Here is a 15,306-nt window from a genome sequence, read left to right as displayed (position 1 = left end):
GCCGCTTATCAATAGTTGAAGACACTGCGAATGAACCACCCCTTGGCGCGCTCGTCGCCGGCCACCTTGAGCCGATATTGCAGCGACAGATCGAAAGACGACTGCGGCGCGTGATAGCGATCCTCGCGGAACCAGTGGCGCAGATTCACGCCCACGCCGGCGCCGACCGCCCAAGGTCGCGAGTAGGCGTTGTTGTAGTCCGCGCCGAAGACCGCATGCGGAAACAGCACCGTATGGCCGAGCCAAGCTTCGGGAAGACGGAAACTGCGGCCGCTCTGCCATTCGGACGTGAAGTAGTAGGTCTGCGCCCGCAGGTAGTAGCCGGTTTCAGCGTAGATCTGCAGGGTATTCCAGCTCGGCAAGTCGACGCGCAGATCCGTGCCCGTCCCATACGAGTAGCCGAGGCGCGGCAACCAGTCGCTTTGCGCGGCCGAGCCGATCGCCTGTTGCCGCTCGAACGCGATGATGACGTTTTGCGAGGCCAGTGGCTTCCAGCGCACCCCGAAGGCCGACAACAGACTCGGCAAGCCGGTCGGCGATTTGCCGGAGAAGGTGTCGCCAGTCACCGTATTGGTGGACGTGGTCGGCGCGCTGTACACGTTGTCGATCAGACGCGCATACAGATCGACGTAGGAGCCGTCGTGATCGAGCGCGGGCGGCCGCCAGTAAGCTTCGGTGCCGATCTGCAGGTTGTCGCCGACCAGTGCCGACTGATTCTGCCCCGCCTGCATATTGTTGCTGCCACGATAACTGAGCGATACGTAAGCGCCCCACTGCCGTTCCAGTTCGCTGACTGCACGACGGGTTTCGTAGAGACTCTGCGGCGGCAGGTCCAGGGAGCCGTCGGCCGCGGCATCGATGCTGCGCTTGAAATAGTTGACCGCAACCAGCCGCTGGTCGGCGTTGATGGCGGCGAAGCCGGCATCCTGCAACGCCCGCGGCGGCAGCTTGCCGGCCGCGTCCATCTGCTGGAAAGTCTGCAGCGCAAGCGCCGAAGCGTCCGACATCGACGCGAGATAGGCGAAGCTGAGATCCGGCACCGGGTCTTTCAGACTCGCCGTCACGCGTTGCGCTTCGTCGTTCCGACCGTTTGCCTGCAGCGCTTGCACCAACACGCGGCGGTACTGTTCGTTTTTCGGCGATGCGGCGCTGAGGTCCCGTGCAAGCGAAAGCGCAGTCGCGTTTTCCTTTCTGCCGAGCGCTTTGTAAATCGCTTCGATCATCGCGTTGGACGCGTTGTCCGCAGCCCTCGCCGTACACGCGGTGCCGTACGGCGTTTCGCGGCAATCGAGGAATGGCGCCTGCAATCTCGGGTGGCCCGAATGGCGCGCGTAAAACGTCATCAGACTGCGCCGCCACGCAGCTTCTTCGTCGCTAGCAGGCAAAGTGTGCAGCGTGTCGCCGGCGAACTTCGTGTCGCCGGCCGCCATCGCGGCGTCGACGACATACAGACGAAGGTTGTGCAGATCGTCGTCGCTCAGCGTGTCGTTCTTCAACGCATTGCCGTAATCGACGCGGGCGGCGGCGTACTTCCCTTGCATCTGCCGCAGGTAGCCGCGCAGCAGGACCGGCACCGCGTCTTCGTCATCGACATGCATTGCTTCACTGGCGGCGGCTTCGGCCACGGCGTACTGCTGTTTGCGGTCCAGCGCTTCGATCTGCAGCAGGCGGTACGGCATCACATCCGGCGCATAGACGATCGCTCGGGCTATCTCCTTCTGCGCAAGATCCGGATCGTTGTCCGCCATCGCCCGGTAAGCGGCGGCGGCCGGTTGCTGCGCGAGTTGCCGGCGCACCGAGTCACGCCTGCCCTCCAGCTCCCGATTGGCGCCGCCGATCTTCAAGGCCAGTTGAAACAGGTCGAGGGCGTCCTGCTGACGATTCTCGGCCGCGGCATGGAAAGCCTCGTTTGCCAACGCTTGCGACGGCCGGCCCGATGGAAACAACGAGCAAACCGGACCGAAGCGATTGACGACGCACTGCAGAACCGGCGGCTTTAGTGCGGGGCGCAGCGTCTTGCCGTCAGCCGCAATCGTGTGGGCATACACACGCCGTTCCCCGACGTCGGTGTCGCTGTCGGGCAGCGACTGCAGCGCATCGAGTGCCGACTGCGTATCGCCGGCGCCCAACATGAGATCGGCGATGAGAAGACGCACGGCACGCAAATCCCCGTCGCCCAGCGAATCGCCGGTCAAGGCCTGCGCGTAGTACTGGCGCGCGGCGTCGTAATGGTCGGCTCGCTGCAACAGGTAGCCGTGCAGCACATACACCATCGAATCGTCGCTGGCGGCGACCAGCGCTGCACGGCTGGCGGTCTCGGCGGCGGCGTAATGCTGCAGGCGGATCAGTAGGCTCACTTGCAGCAGCCGATATTGAGAGATTTCCGGTGCGAGTGTCACGGCCTGGTCGATGTCGCTCGATGCGTTTTCGACCTCGTTATGCGCGAGCAGATCCAGCGCTTGCGAAGCCAAGTCACTGGCCCGTTGCGCCGCAGCGGAACTGGGCTGAGTAGCGGGCGCAACCAGCGCAGGCGCCGGCACCTTCGCGCCGGCAGGCGCCACGCGAGCAGCCGGCGCCGGTTTGCCGCGGTTGCGGACCGCGCTTTCGGCCTGTTGCAATAGCGAGCGCAGACGCGCCACATCCGGACGCAGCCGCACGGCCTCGCGCGCGTCGCGCGCCGCGGCCTCATAGTCGCCGCTCGCGTATTCGCGGTACGCCTGGTCGGCAATCCGGTAGGCTGCCCCGCTCAACGGCAAGGGCAGAATTTCATCCGCGCCGGCGGATAGGCTCGCCAATGCGAACGCCACCGCCAACATGGGCCGCACGCGCCGTTTTGCGCTCAGTGGAAGACGATCGGTCACTTCAGCAGCTCTTCCACAAGTTCGGGTGACACGTAGTGAGGTCCGTCAAAAAGATAGGTTCGGTAGCCGTGATACGCCTTGAGTTGAGGCATGAGTTCGGCGGCCGTCGCGCTACGGAAGGTCTGGTTCGGGCCGGGCCGGAAGACTTCGGCGATGACGCGCACGCGCGCCTTGCCGAGCGTTACCGCCAGCGCGTCCGCGTAATCCCGCGCCACCCGCGGCTCGCGCGCATAAACGCCCACGCCGTCCTGGAACAGCACGCCGACGTCATGCGGCAACCAGCTATCGAGCCAGTCGGCAAGCGCCTTGCCGCCGATGTTCGAGCGGTCGTACACACTGATCCAGAGCGGCCGCGGCAAGCGTTCGAGCAGGGGCGCGAGACTCCGCGCGTCCTGCCAGCTCGGGTCCACCTCGACGGGGAAGTACCAGCCCTCGATGTGCAGCGGCGGTGCCGCGGCCACCAGTTGCAGCGACTGCTCGACGAGTTGCGTGGCATTGGCGCGCGCAGCCCGTTCATCGAAACGTCCCGCGAGGCCGACCAACACGGAATTCGCCCACGGCTCGGCGGCAATGCGTCGCCAGTCCGGCAGCCGCTGCGCTTCGCGCAGCGTCGTACCGCTCACGAAGGCCGTGTCGTCGACCGCGGTCCACTGGATCAGCAGATCAGTGACGCCCAGCCGGTTCCAGTCGCCGTGTGGCTCGTTATGCTGGTTATCGATCTGCCACACGATGCCTTCCGACGCCGGCTGCGACTGGCAGCCGGCGAGCGCCGCCAGGCACAGCGCGGCAAAGCCGCGCGCAAGAACGCCGGCCTGCCTCATGTGACGAGCGCTCCGCTTTGACGCGCACGGGCCTGGGCCTGAATCGCGGCATTCAATGCGACAGCAGTAATCACGCCGCGCGTCATCATGAAGTCGCCGATCCGGCCGTCGAGATCCGGCCGGTACAACTGCAGCGCCTCGTTGAAGCGTTCGCGCGTGACGTGGCCCAGTTCGATCAGTAAATCGCCGATCAACGGCACGCGCGCGGCGCCCACCGCCAAGGCTTCCTGCTCGCCGCGCAGCACCCGCAGGCCAGTGGCGATTTCGCTTTCGCGCACGATCTGCTGAGTCACCGGCTGGCCGAGCGCCTGCGCCAGTTCCGCGAGCACCTCGTCGCCGAGCGGGCTGGCCGCCAGCAGAATCGCCCGGCCGTCGCCGTCCTTGCCTTGCGCGAGCACGCGATGACGGATCGCCACTTCGAACGGCAAGCGCGCCCGGTCGGTGCGCAGTTGCACAGGGTCGAGCGCAGCGCGCGGTAGATCGGACTGGAACGCAATCGCTTCGGCGAGGGTTTCCTCGTCCAGCCAGCCCTTGGCCATCAGCACGCGGCCAAGCGGCGCTTCGCGGGCATGTTCGTCTCCGAGCGCGGCGGCCAGCTGGTTTTCGTCGATCGCCTGCCACGACAGCAGCAGTTCGCCCAAGCGCTGGCGGCGCCCGCCCATCAAACCGTCCACCGACGGAAAGTCATGCATGGTCTTGTCCCACGCGAGCCGTTTACCGGTCACCAGATGGCCCAAAAACATGCGCCATGCGCGCGACACCGCGAGGAAGTTGATGAAGTTACCCACCACCATCCGCGGGATCGCCATCAGCCCGTGCTCCCAGCCATAGAGCCGGGTCACGAAATAGCAGCGCTGCACGACGCGCAGCACCACCGCGATCGCATTCAGCAACAGCACGACATGCAACCAGCGGGTGTCGATGAAGGGTGACGGCGGGATTTCGCCGGACAGGCCCAGCGCATCGGCGACCATGAACGCTAGGAATTGCAGCACCAGCGCATAAGCCATCATGCCGACAAACGCCGTGACAATCCCCTTGCGGTCACGGAACAACAGATAGCGGTTCGCGAACGAGCCGCTCCAGCCGGTCTGCTGCCAACCCTGCAAACCGATACCCAGCGCCCAGCGGGCGCGCTGCCGGTACGCGGTGCGCAGCGTATCGGGAAAGAATTCGCGCACGCACAACGGCATCGTCACGGTGACCTCACGATCCTTACCGAGGCCAAACCAGCTCGCACGGCGTGAGCGGAACTGCACCGGAAACCGCGCGAAAATCGATTGCATGCCAAGTTTGCCAAGCCGCGCACCGACGTCGTAGTCTTCCGTGAGGCTGTCGGTGTTGAACGGCTGGTTGCCAGTAGTCTCGATCAGCGCCAGCAACGCGCGCCGCGAGAAACAGGTGCCCACGCCGGCGGACGGCACCGAGCCGACCATGCTCTCGCGCACCACCAGATCCTTCGCGTGCCACTCGGCGAATTCGTCCATATAGGTGCCCGCCACCAGCTCGTACCAGTGCCGTTCCAGCGACGCCACCGGCAGCTGGATCATGTCCTTGCGCGGCAACAGATAGTTGAAGAACTTCAGCTCGATCGGATGCAGCATGTCCTCACTATCGTGCAGCACCACGCCGGCGAATTCGATGCGAGCTTCCTGTTCGTACTTGAAGATCGCCTGGATCACCCAGTTCAGGCAGTCCGCCTTGCAGGTCGGACCGTCATGCGGCACTTCGACTCGCCGCAACTGCTTGTAGCGGCGCCGCATGCGCTCCACTTCGGCGATGGTCCGCACATCGTTCTGATAGGTGCCGACAAACACGACGTAGTTGCGGTAGTCGAGCACCCGCACCATGTCCTCGACCATCGCCGCGATCACGTCGTATTCGAGCCACGCCGGCACCATGATCGCAATCGGCTGCTCCTCGCGGGCGCGCAACTGCTCGGTGGTCAGCGGCCGGTGCACGCGTTTGATGGTGTACGCACGGTAGGCTTCACGCACCCAGTACCATGCGTCGATGACCAGGTCGTCGACGCTCGACAGCAGAATCAGCACGGCAATGACGCCCGCGCAATATTGGAGCAATTCGTAGTACTGCGCCGCGTAGTAACCCAGATGCAGATCCATGACGCGCAGGCTCACTCGCCGCCCTGTTTGCGCTGCTTGCGACGGCGCGTATAGCCGGCGAACAGCAGCACCACCACGAACACGCTCACCAGCGCGGCCGGGATCACCCACGTGAGCCAGTCGCGGGTCCACGGCGCGCCGCTGTCGCCGAGTTCGACGCCGCCCGCGTGCACGGTGTCGAGCTGGCGCAGCACCCCGCTGCCGTCCACCACCGCGACATCGCCGCGCGCCAGCTGCAACGCCACCGGCAACACCGGCGCGCGCGCGCCGATGCTGCGATACACAACCCCGGCCGTGCTTCCCGAGTGCTCGACATCGATCACGCCGACGCCGGTCAGATTCGCGATGCCGCTCACGTCATAGAGCGTGCGCTCGTCAGGACCGAGAATTGTCAGGCCGTTGTCTGTCACGCGCACGTGCGATTTCGGCTCCGCCAACGGCACATCGAGGGCGAGGAAAGGACCGGTTGGCGCGACGTTCTGGCCGTCGGGCGCCACCGTCAGCACCGCGCGTTGCGGCGCGACGCCAGTAGCGTCGGCCAGCCGCGCGACCCGCGGCAACGTCTCGAAGGCATCGGCCAGATACGAGGCCGGCACGATCACCCTCGCGCTGGAAGCGAAGCGCGCTACCATGCCGGCAAAATTGGCGTCGCCTTCGGCCTTTACCAGCGTCAGATGGCTGCTCGGCAACACCTCGACCGGATAACCCTGATTGGTCGCGCAGCCGGCGTCTGACTGGCGCTGGAAAGTCACGCGCAACTGATTGCGGGCCGCCAGCGCGAACCGCGGAATATGAGCGACGACCTGCTGTGCGCGCCCTTCGGTGCCGAGTAGCTTGGCGCCGATCAGCACGTCGTTAAAATACACCGAGGCCACCACGGCCGAGCCATGCGTATTCGGCGTACCGGCCAGATCGAGCACGACGTCGGCGGGCAAACGGCCGCCGCTGGCCACCGCGCCCAGATCGAACGCCGCGGTCCACGACGCCTCGCGCAAGACTTCGACGGTGCGCGGTTCGCCGCCCAGCGCGGCCAGCGCCACAACATCCGACTTGCCGTTGGCGGCACTGTCGATCTCGTGCACCACCAGTTGGTTCGACACGTTGATCGGCCGCCAGACCTGCGCCAGCAGACTCACAGCCTTACTGTCGCCGACCACGATCGACGCCTGACCGGCGAGATGCACAAGCCGCGCTTCACCGGCGGAGAGCGGCGCCACCAGCGGCGTCATGGTGGTTTTGCGCCACATCGCAAAAGCATCGGCTGCGCTCGCCGAGACACCTGCCGCCTGGGCCTGCAAGGCGTCGAGGGACGCGTTCACCGCGGCGCGCAACGCGTCGTCCGCGACGATCACATCGGCCGGCATCACGCGCCCCGGTGCCGCCACCAGCAACGCGCCGAGTTCGGCGGGATCGGCCAGCCGATGGCTGCCGCCCGCCGCCAGCGCGGCGAACGCGGGCAGCGCTCGCAACGGCGCAGGCACGTCGAGCGCGCCGAGTTCGACGGTGTCGCCCACTTTCGCCCAGCCTTGCACCACAGGCTCGCGGCCGTCGCGCTGCATCAGCGCGGCGACCCGCCATGCCGTGTCGTAGCTCGTCGCGCCGACGTGCTTGCCGGCAATCGCGATCACCGGAGTCGGCGGCAGTCCGGTCCACGCGGTACGCAGATCCTTGACTTCGCGGGTGTCATAGCGATAGCTCAGATGGGTCGTCGGCGCCACCCGCAGCAGGTTGCCGATCGCGGTCTGATCGGCGCACACCACGTCGTTGATGACGGACGCCCAGCCGAGCCCGATGCGCACATAACCGCTCGGGCGCGGCTCACCGCTGACCGCCAGTGTCGCCGCGGCATCGCCTTGCGGCTGCGTGAACGCGCGAGCCTGGGCCGGCGCGCCGTCGATGGTGACCAGCATCGTGGTGCGACCGCCGTCGCCGCGCAGATAGTTGGCGTCGAGTTGCAACTGCGCGTCGCTCACCGGGACGCCGGCCGGCACCGGGAAGTAATACTCGCGGCGGCTGTCGGGCGCGTCGAGCGTGCTGACGTCGCGAATGCCGAGACGGGTCAGCGCGACCGACCGGCTAGTGACGGTATCACCGGCGTTCGCCAGCGCGACGGCGAAGCTGTCACCTTGCGCGCGAGCAGCGCCGGCCCAGCCAGCGAGTGCGCAGCACAGCGCGACGGACACGGCGGCGGAACGGGAGTAAAGCGCATGGGCACGGCGGGCACTTGCACGGCGTACAACATGCAAAACAGGAGCAAAAGTCACCATCGTCTAAAAGATGAAGCGAAGCAGCTGAAAGGAGTAAGCACCACGAGGGCGTTGCCGGACAGCCGGATCGGTCCCGAGGGGATCGGATCCGGCTGACCCGCAGTCTTTAAACGCCGCCTTGCGGAGCACGGGAATAAGTCGCGTTGCGGCGGATTTCACGGCAGCGCCGCGTCGACAGCCTCCTGCGAAAGCGCGTGACCGCTGCGGTCCGGGCTGCTTGCCTGAGAGGCCGCTGCGTCGAATTCCACGTAGGGGCGGCCCGTCAATGCCGCGACGATGCGCCGGGACGCGTGACCGTCGCCATAAGGATTGATGCGCTGCGCGAAGCCGTCGCGCTGGTGCGCATCCTCGAGCAGACCGGTCACCGCCCGCACGATCGCTTCGCGCTGCGTGCCGACGAGGCGCACCGTGCCCGCCGCGACCGCTTCCGGCCGCTCGGTGATCTCCCGCATCACCAGCACCGGCTTGCCGAGCGCAGGCGCTTCTTCCTGCACGCCGCCCGAGTCTGTGAGAATGATCGAGGCGCGCTGCATCAGACGCACGAAACCGAGATAATCCAGCGGCTCGATCAGATGCACGTTGCGCGCGCGGCCGAGGCTGTTCTGCACCGGGCCGCGCACGTTCGGATTCAGATGCACGGGATAGACGATCTGCACCGCATTGGTCTGGGCCAGATCGGCGAGCGCCGCGCAGATATTCGCGAGACCCGCGCCGAAACTCTCGCGCCGATGTCCGGTGACAAGAAGCACCGGCAGGGCGCCGTCGAGAAATGGCAGGCGGGCGTCAAGTTCAGTGCGCAGCGCCGCGTCGCTATCGATCCGCGCGGTGGTGAGATTGAGCGCATCGATCACGGTATTGCCGGTCACGACGATCTTGCCGGGCAGTGCCTCCCGCACGAGGTTCGCCTTCGACCCCGCAGTGGGCGCGAACATCAGATCGCTCATCACATCGACAATGCGGCGATTCATCTCTTCCGGCCATGGCTGCAACAGATTGCCGGTGCGCAGCCCTGCTTCTACGTGACCGATCGGAATGCGCCTGTGAAACGCGGACAGCGCCGCAGCCGATGCCGTAGTGGTGTCGCCGTGCACCAGAACGCGATCGGGTGCGACGGCGGCGAGCACTTCGTCAACGGAGCCGATCAGGCGTGAGACCAAACCGTTGAGTGTCTGATTGCCTGTCATCAGCGCGAGATTGTGATGCGGCCTGATTTCGAACAGGTCGAGCACTTGATCGAGCATCTTCTGATGTTGGCCTGTCACGCAAACCACCGATTCGATCTCGGGGCTCTCTTCGAGTTGTTTGACAAGCGGCGCCATTTTAATGGCCTCCGGCCGCGTGCCGAAAATCGACAGAATCCTCGTCGGCATGGTCCTGAATCTCTTTTTAAATATTAATCGCCGGCTGAGTGCGACGGGTGAATTAGTGTTCCACCCAGTATTGGCCGATCGCTTGTTTGCGGTGATTTCAGGTGCTGATAAAATTACTGAACAAACCGATCGGGTATTGCCTCTGCCGGCTGGATTTTATGCGGCCTCGATTTGCGAGGGTGCCTCAAGATGCCAACGCTGCGCATTCTAACGCGACTTTCTAGAAAATTCGTTACATCTTTTTACCTCTGCGTTGCATTTTGGCGAACGCACGTTAGGGCTCGATACAATAATATCGGCGAGATCGCGCCAGCCTTTCTTTACGCAAACGTTTTACATTGGCAATTAACGGCTCAATGCGGGATGTTGGCTCCGGGCACAATGAAAAATCGGCTCATTCAAACCAAGAAAACACTGATTTATGAGAATTGACGGCCATCAAAAGTAGCCGAGAGACTCTGGTGCAAATGGAGACGGTGAATGGAGTTAGAACCTTGGGACCTGCGACACCAGCAGAGTGTGCATTCATCTCGGCGGTGTTGCGCGCCCAGGAGTTTTAACTGCTGAACTCGACATCGAAGCGCGCCAAAAGACTGCGGCGGTGATGCTGTCGTTATGATCTGCTCCACTGCCAGGCTCATTCTCACATTGACGTTGCCCCCTCTTCGAGCATCACAGACATCAGGCCGCTTCGCGGTGCTCGGGTCGCTGACGCACGTCACCCTACGTATTTTACTATTGATAAAATATGTTATCAATAGTATTGTCATTGCCTTTAAGGTGAGCTTATTCGGGGATGGCATGGGGCAACTCGCAGTCAGAGGAGCAAGTGGAGAGATGGGCCTGCTCACGCAGTGCGACACAGAAACGGGTCGTCTTTGCCGTTCGGTGCACCTGCAGGCGAGCGGGGACGGCAAAAGCGTGCTGCTCGTCGAGATCGACGAGCGAAAGGTCGGGCTCCGCCGCGAATACCGGTTCGAAATCACGACCGGCGAACTGATCGCGCTGATCCGCGCCCAAGGCGCTGAGCTGCCTGGAGAAAATCATGTCCGTACTGTCGAGGCCAGTTGAACCCGGTAAACGCCTGACCGCTGCCCAGTTCCACCAGCTGGCGGCTGTACCGGCAGAAGTCGAATGGTTCGCCAATCTGGATAATCCACGTACCCGCCGCGCGTACCGGATTGATCTGCAGGACTTCATGGGCTTTGCCGGCATCACGCGGCCAGATGAGTTCCGCATCGTTACCCGTGCGCATGTGCTGGCATGGCGCAAGGTGCTCGAGGAACGCGCGCTGTCGGGCGCGACGATCCGGCGCAAGCTCGCCGCGCTATCGTCGCTGTTCGAATACCTGTGTGAAAAGAACGCTGTCGAAACCAATCCGGTCAAAGGCGCAAAGCGGCCTAAAGTGGAGAGTGGGGAGGGAAAGACATCGGCGCTCGGCGATCATCAGGCGCGGGCTCTGCTCGACGCGCCAGATCCGGAAACGCTCAAGGGCAAACGCGACCGTGCGCTTCTGTCGGTGCTGCTCTATCACGGGTTGCGCCGCGAAGAGCTATGCCTGCTGAAGGTCCGTGATATTCAAGCCCGGCGCGGCGTGCTGCATCTGCGGATCCACGGCAAGGGTAATAAGCTGCGTTATCTGCCGCTTCACCCAGGTAGCGCAGAGCGGATCCATACTTATCTAGAAGTCGCCGGTCACGGCGATACCCCGGCCGCGCCCCTGTTCCAGCCAGTCCGGCGCAAGACCGGCGCAGGCCTGACCGCCGACGGGGTTTACAAAGTCGTCTTGAACTATGCGGCCAAGGCCCGGATCCAGCTGCAGGGATTTGGCGTGCACAGCCTTCGCGCCACCGCCGCTACCAATGCACTCGAGCATGAAGCCGACATCGCCAAGGTGCAGGAATGGCTCGGGCACGCCAATATCGCCACGACGCGAATTTACGATAGGCGCAAGGGGCGCCCGGAGGACTCGCCGACGTTCAAAGTGGCATATTGAAGGCTATGCGCCCGGCTCTTACGCTAGTTGATCACCGTGTACGTATTTTTTATGCCTGCTACGAGGTGGCCATGGCGGACGTCCGTTGCTGAGAGACACATTCGCACCTTTCGAACACGCAAATATGTATGCTTGGGGTGCGTGCTCTGGTCTTTCTCCTTGCGCGTGTGTGTTCAGACCCTGGCAATGCCAGGGTTTTTTTCACCGATCGTCGACAGGATTTGCTGCAACGTAGATTGATTTTCATGGTGCGCAGAAAAAGGCAGCCGCACGAAACTATATTTTCAAGAGCGCAATCGTTTGCGCGCCAAAATCAACGCAATTCTTAAAGAATGAATCCCGATTCTTCAATAGAAGAACGACCTAGATTGCTTGATAGTCCGTATCTCATATGTTAAGGTCATTCGCCCCAGGCATTTTCATATTCATGAGTGCGACTGCCTAAAAGAAGATCGAGTCTGCAAACGACACAATTAATGACCAACTACATCCCCTATACATGCAACTGTGGCTCTGCCTTGAGCGAAGGCTGGGGTTGCCCTTGCAACCCAAACTCTCCCTCTGTGAAGATGGGGGACGGGAAGAACGCATCTGACGCGGTCGAAGATGAAGACAACGGAGTTTTTCGACATAGTTGTCGCCCTGACGATTAGAATTTTGTCCGTTTTTTCTTTTGGTTTTGATGGCGCAAGATCGCACTGTTAGGCTCAACACGATCGGGGTCTGGCCTGTTGCTAACTAGGGCCCTTCACAAACCGCTACCCTTAAAAGGGTTGAAGTATTTGATTCGGTCCCGCTGGAGAATACGCGTACGAACGTAGTCATATTGATTTTCGCATCCGCCTTTATATAGGCGCGTGCATTTCGTATCTTTCTGTCTAGTAACCGCCCCGAAATGTTGGGGAGTCTTTTGGGCGACTCCTGTGCCGGTCATAAATTCGCGTCGGGGCGATATTGGCGTGCCCGAGCCATTCCTGCACCTTACCGATATCCGCTTCATGCTCCAATGCGTCGGTCGCTGCTTTTGCGTGCAAACGGTGAAGTGCAGTTTGCAACTGGCACCGCGCCCCCTCTCTCAGGTCCTGACCGCATTTTCCCCTCGGAAAGGTCAGGGCCTTTTTCCAGCCGGTCCCGTCTCACGGACCGGCTTTTTTTTCAGAAGCCGTGGCGGAGAGGACGCGGCGCTTCGCATGCTCGCGCTGACTGCAGGGAGATTCCTATAGCTCGGGCGGGGTGCCCGTCGATCTCCGGCGACATAATCTAATTCGGAGTCCAAAATTGGTTTGAACTGTTTCGATGGACTGCTCTTGCGCCAGCAGAAGGCTCGCAAAGGTCCGACGACCTGAATGGAAACTGTACCCCGGCTTAGGCCGGCAGCGCGATAGCCATCAACCGCATCGGTTTCGCGCTGATCCGCGTACATTGGCACAAGTACCCCACCAATCTGCCGCGCTGTGCGGCCTGAGCCCGCTTTTTCAACCGAGAGGAGTCGTCAGATGAACATTGCCCTGATCGGCATTGACCACCTGCGTGACGTGCTGGAACACTTTCCCGAACTGGCCGGCGTGTCGCACTTCCGCGTTACGATGGCCGACCAGACCGTCGTCCACCAAATGACCCGCGCGGGTCTTTTTGAGCTCGCGCAGACCTGCGAGGCGCCACGCATAACGTTCTCGCCGCTCAAGCCAGTGTAAAGAAAACCCCCAAGATACTGGGAATACCCGGCCGGGGAGTCAGTCAAATCGGTCGAGCAATCGACGGGCGCGAATCGGCAACAGTACCGCTTGCTGTAGCGGGCGATGTTGCTACATCCTGGCGGCGCGACCTTCTGGTTTTCGTGCCTTGGTCCGTTACACGCGTATCGCGTTATATACGCGGGTACAAAACCTCAATCGCGGACATGGCAGTTGTGGTGCGCGGGCCCCTTATCCCGACTGCGATGCGTCGGCACCGGTCATCCGCTGGTAGTAGCCGGCGAGTTCGCGCCGCACGCGCTTCCTTTCCGCCTGCACATAAATCGTGGTGGTCTGCAGTGACGCATGACCGAGCACCTGCTGCACGACGTCGAGCGGCACGTCGACGGCCGCCTGGGTGCCGAACGTATGCCTAAACGCGTGTGGAGTGGTGCCGGCCAGTTGCCGGCGCTCGTCCTCGGTGAGATCCAGCTGGGCGCGGATCTGCCGCACCGCCCAGTTGACCAGCTCGCGCAGCCCGTTGCCCGAATAGCCCGCCCCTCCCTGCTGCCCCTGTCGGCCGTGCCCATCCGGCGCACCGGCATGCCGACGCTGCGCCGCCGGCGTCGCCGGGATCACCAGCGGCGCGACCAGCGGCGCCGACGGCGGCGGCGCCTTGAGATCAAGTTCGCGATCCCGCCAGTGCGCGGCCAGCGCCTCGACGCACGCGCCGCTGACCGGCACAATGCGCTGTTTGCGGCCCTTGCCGGTCACCTCCAGTTCCCAGGTGGCCGGCACCTCACCATCGGGCGGCACGTAGCGCAGCTGCTCGCGGCGGGCGAGCGCAGCCTCGGCGTTGCGCAGACCCGAGTCGCCCATCAGCAGCAGCGCCGCGCGCGCGGCGCGCCAGCGCGGCGCTGCCGGCCCCAGACTCGCGCCGCGGTCTTCGGCAAACCGGCGCACCCGGCTCCATAGGTCGAGTGGCAGCGCCCGTTCAATGCGCATCGCGTGCTCACGCGTGACCGTCACCGGATCGCTGACCGCCTGCCACGGGTTGCCGGCCAGGTAATGCACGTTGACGAACCAGTCGAACGCGGCGCGCAGCGCGCGCACTGCGTAGCGCTGGCTGTCCGGGCTCAGGCCGTCCGGCGCGAAGGGTCGCCAGCGTGGCGAATCGCGCCGTGTGCGGAGACCGACAAAGGCCGCCGATGGCACCGCGAGGAAATCCTTGTAGGCCTCGCAGTCGTCGACCGTGAGCGACGACAGGGCCGTGCCGCGCACCGTGACCGCCCATAACAGCAGGCGCTCGAGTTCGCGCGTGTACGCGCGCAACGCCTGCGGCCGGTCGCGGTAGCGGTGCAGCCAGGCGCGTACCGCGTCGAGGTCATGCTGCGCCTGCAGATAGCACAGGCCCGGTGCGCGGTTGAGGCCGCGCGTGCCGTTTCCATGAGGCCCCTCCCCGCCGGACAGTGCGTGGGGCAGCGTGACCCGCTCGAGCGGCGCCAGCTCGCTGGCGCGCCCGGTGCCGGCCGGGACCAGCGCGACGCGCGCGGCGCTCGACGGCGCCTCGAGCGGATCTGCGAGCTCGACGTCATCGGTCACCACGGCTCCCAGCGTGCCGGCGTGCTGGCGCAGCCACGCGACCAGCACCCGCGCGCGCAGCAGGCCGATCCGCGGCACGGCCCGCCACCAGCTGCCGCCGCGGCGGTTGCAGAAGTCCACCAGTGCGCCGAGCGTCGGGATGCCCTCCCCCACCAGACGCCGGGCGACCAGCGGGCGGAACCACAGGCCGACCGGGTGCGTGGCGGCCGGCGCCGCGGCGGCCAGCCGGGATGCCTGCTCGACCATCCGCAGCGTGACGGCGGTGAGCTTCGCGCTGCCGTGGTGCCGGGTCGACGCTTTCAGGTGGTCGGCCAGGACCGACGAGCCGTGCAGGGTTGCGAGGTGCACCAGGTCATCGCGCATCGTACGCAGGTAACGCTCGAGCGCGTCGGCGCTCGCCGCATGCGGAGCGGTGTCCGGATCGAAGTACAGCCGTGCGATGGCCGGCAGCGGCACGCGCTGCACGAACGCACGGAGCGCTGCGAAATCGGTGCGCGTATAGCTGCGCGGCAGGGGCAGCGTCAGCTGTTGAGGGCGGTTCGCCATGATGCGCTCCCGGGTTCCTGATACGCGCCTGCCCGACGTACGTCCGC

11 protein-coding genes are annotated in these 15,306 nt (G+C 64.1%); 4 read left to right on the top strand and 7 right to left on the bottom strand.

What is annotated here, in order from left to right:
* Positions 1 to 8: 8 nt before the first annotated feature.
* The 5 genes from PDMSB3_RS37105 to wecB all read right to left on the bottom strand — a co-directional run bounded on the left by PDMSB3_RS37105 (position 9) and on the right by wecB (position 9,442).
* On the bottom strand, positions 9 to 2,861 hold the full coding sequence (locus PDMSB3_RS37105) for a bacteriophage N4 adsorption protein A (protein WP_165190255.1): 2,853 nt from the start codon (positions 2,859 to 2,861) through the stop codon (positions 9 to 11).
* On the bottom strand, positions 2,858 to 3,682 hold the full coding sequence (locus PDMSB3_RS37100; protein WP_232064476.1) for an alpha-amylase family protein: 825 nt from the start codon (positions 3,680 to 3,682) through the stop codon (positions 2,858 to 2,860). Before PDMSB3_RS37100 ends, PDMSB3_RS37105 begins: the two co-directional genes overlap by 4 nt.
* Positions 3,679 to 5,805: a glycosyl transferase family protein gene (locus PDMSB3_RS37095; RefSeq protein ID WP_165190253.1), complete on the bottom strand. Its 2,127-nt coding sequence runs from the start codon at positions 5,803 to 5,805 to the stop codon at positions 3,679 to 3,681. The genes PDMSB3_RS37100 and PDMSB3_RS37095 overlap by 4 nt, the downstream gene beginning before the upstream one ends.
* Before the next feature lie 11 nt (positions 5,806 to 5,816).
* Positions 5,817 to 7,988 (bottom strand): cellulose synthase, encoded by a 2,172-nt coding sequence (locus PDMSB3_RS37090; protein WP_165190251.1) that lies wholly within the window; start codon positions 7,986 to 7,988, stop codon positions 5,817 to 5,819.
* 239 nt (positions 7,989 to 8,227) lie between these two features.
* Positions 8,228 to 9,442, bottom strand: coding sequence for a non-hydrolyzing UDP-N-acetylglucosamine 2-epimerase (wecB, locus tag PDMSB3_RS37085; protein ID WP_165190249.1), 1,215 nt, complete (start codon positions 9,440 to 9,442; stop codon positions 8,228 to 8,230).
* Here wecB and PDMSB3_RS37080 point away from each other — a divergent pair.
* The 3 genes from PDMSB3_RS37080 (at position 9,411) to PDMSB3_RS37070 (ending at position 11,438) form a co-directional block, all read left to right on the top strand.
* Entirely contained in the window at positions 9,411 to 9,653 is a 243-nt protein-coding gene (locus tag PDMSB3_RS37080; RefSeq protein ID WP_165190167.1) for a hypothetical protein, read from the top strand. The two genes, wecB and PDMSB3_RS37080, sit on opposite strands and share 32 nt — an antisense overlap.
* Positions 9,654 to 10,279: 626 nt before the next feature.
* The gene (locus tag PDMSB3_RS37075) at positions 10,280 to 10,513 is read left to right on the top strand and encodes a hypothetical protein (RefSeq protein ID WP_232064475.1); all 234 of its coding nucleotides are present in this window, start codon (positions 10,280 to 10,282) and stop codon (positions 10,511 to 10,513) included.
* Positions 10,488 to 11,438 carry a tyrosine-type recombinase/integrase gene (locus PDMSB3_RS37070; protein ID WP_165190247.1) on the top strand — a complete coding sequence of 317 codons (951 nt, stop codon included), beginning with the start codon at positions 10,488 to 10,490 and terminating at the stop codon, positions 11,436 to 11,438. Before PDMSB3_RS37075 ends, PDMSB3_RS37070 begins: the two co-directional genes overlap by 26 nt.
* An 878-nt stretch (positions 11,439 to 12,316) precedes the next feature.
* Here the strand turns inward: PDMSB3_RS37070 and PDMSB3_RS37065 are convergent.
* Positions 12,317 to 12,550 carry a tyrosine-type recombinase/integrase gene (locus PDMSB3_RS37065; protein ID WP_165190307.1) on the bottom strand — a complete coding sequence of 78 codons (234 nt, stop codon included), beginning with the start codon at positions 12,548 to 12,550 and terminating at the stop codon, positions 12,317 to 12,319.
* A 384-nt stretch (positions 12,551 to 12,934) separates the two neighbouring features.
* On the opposite strand from PDMSB3_RS37065, the gene PDMSB3_RS37060 reads away from it, so the two are divergent.
* On the top strand, positions 12,935 to 13,132 hold the full coding sequence (locus PDMSB3_RS37060; RefSeq protein ID WP_165190245.1) for a hypothetical protein: 198 nt from the start codon (positions 12,935 to 12,937) through the stop codon (positions 13,130 to 13,132).
* Between the two features lie 231 nt (positions 13,133 to 13,363).
* Here the strand turns inward: PDMSB3_RS37060 and PDMSB3_RS37055 are convergent, their stop codons facing one another.
* Positions 13,364 to 15,259, bottom strand: coding sequence for a site-specific integrase (locus tag PDMSB3_RS37055; RefSeq protein WP_165190243.1), 1,896 nt, complete (start codon positions 15,257 to 15,259; stop codon positions 13,364 to 13,366).
* Positions 15,260 to 15,306 lie beyond the last annotated feature (47 nt).

Source organism: Paraburkholderia dioscoreae (assembly GCF_902459535.1).
Lineage (GTDB): Bacteria > Pseudomonadota > Gammaproteobacteria > Burkholderiales > Burkholderiaceae > Paraburkholderia > Paraburkholderia dioscoreae.
The sequence above is the reverse complement of the archived record's forward strand: the minus strand, read 5'-3'. Positions and strand labels throughout refer to the sequence as shown.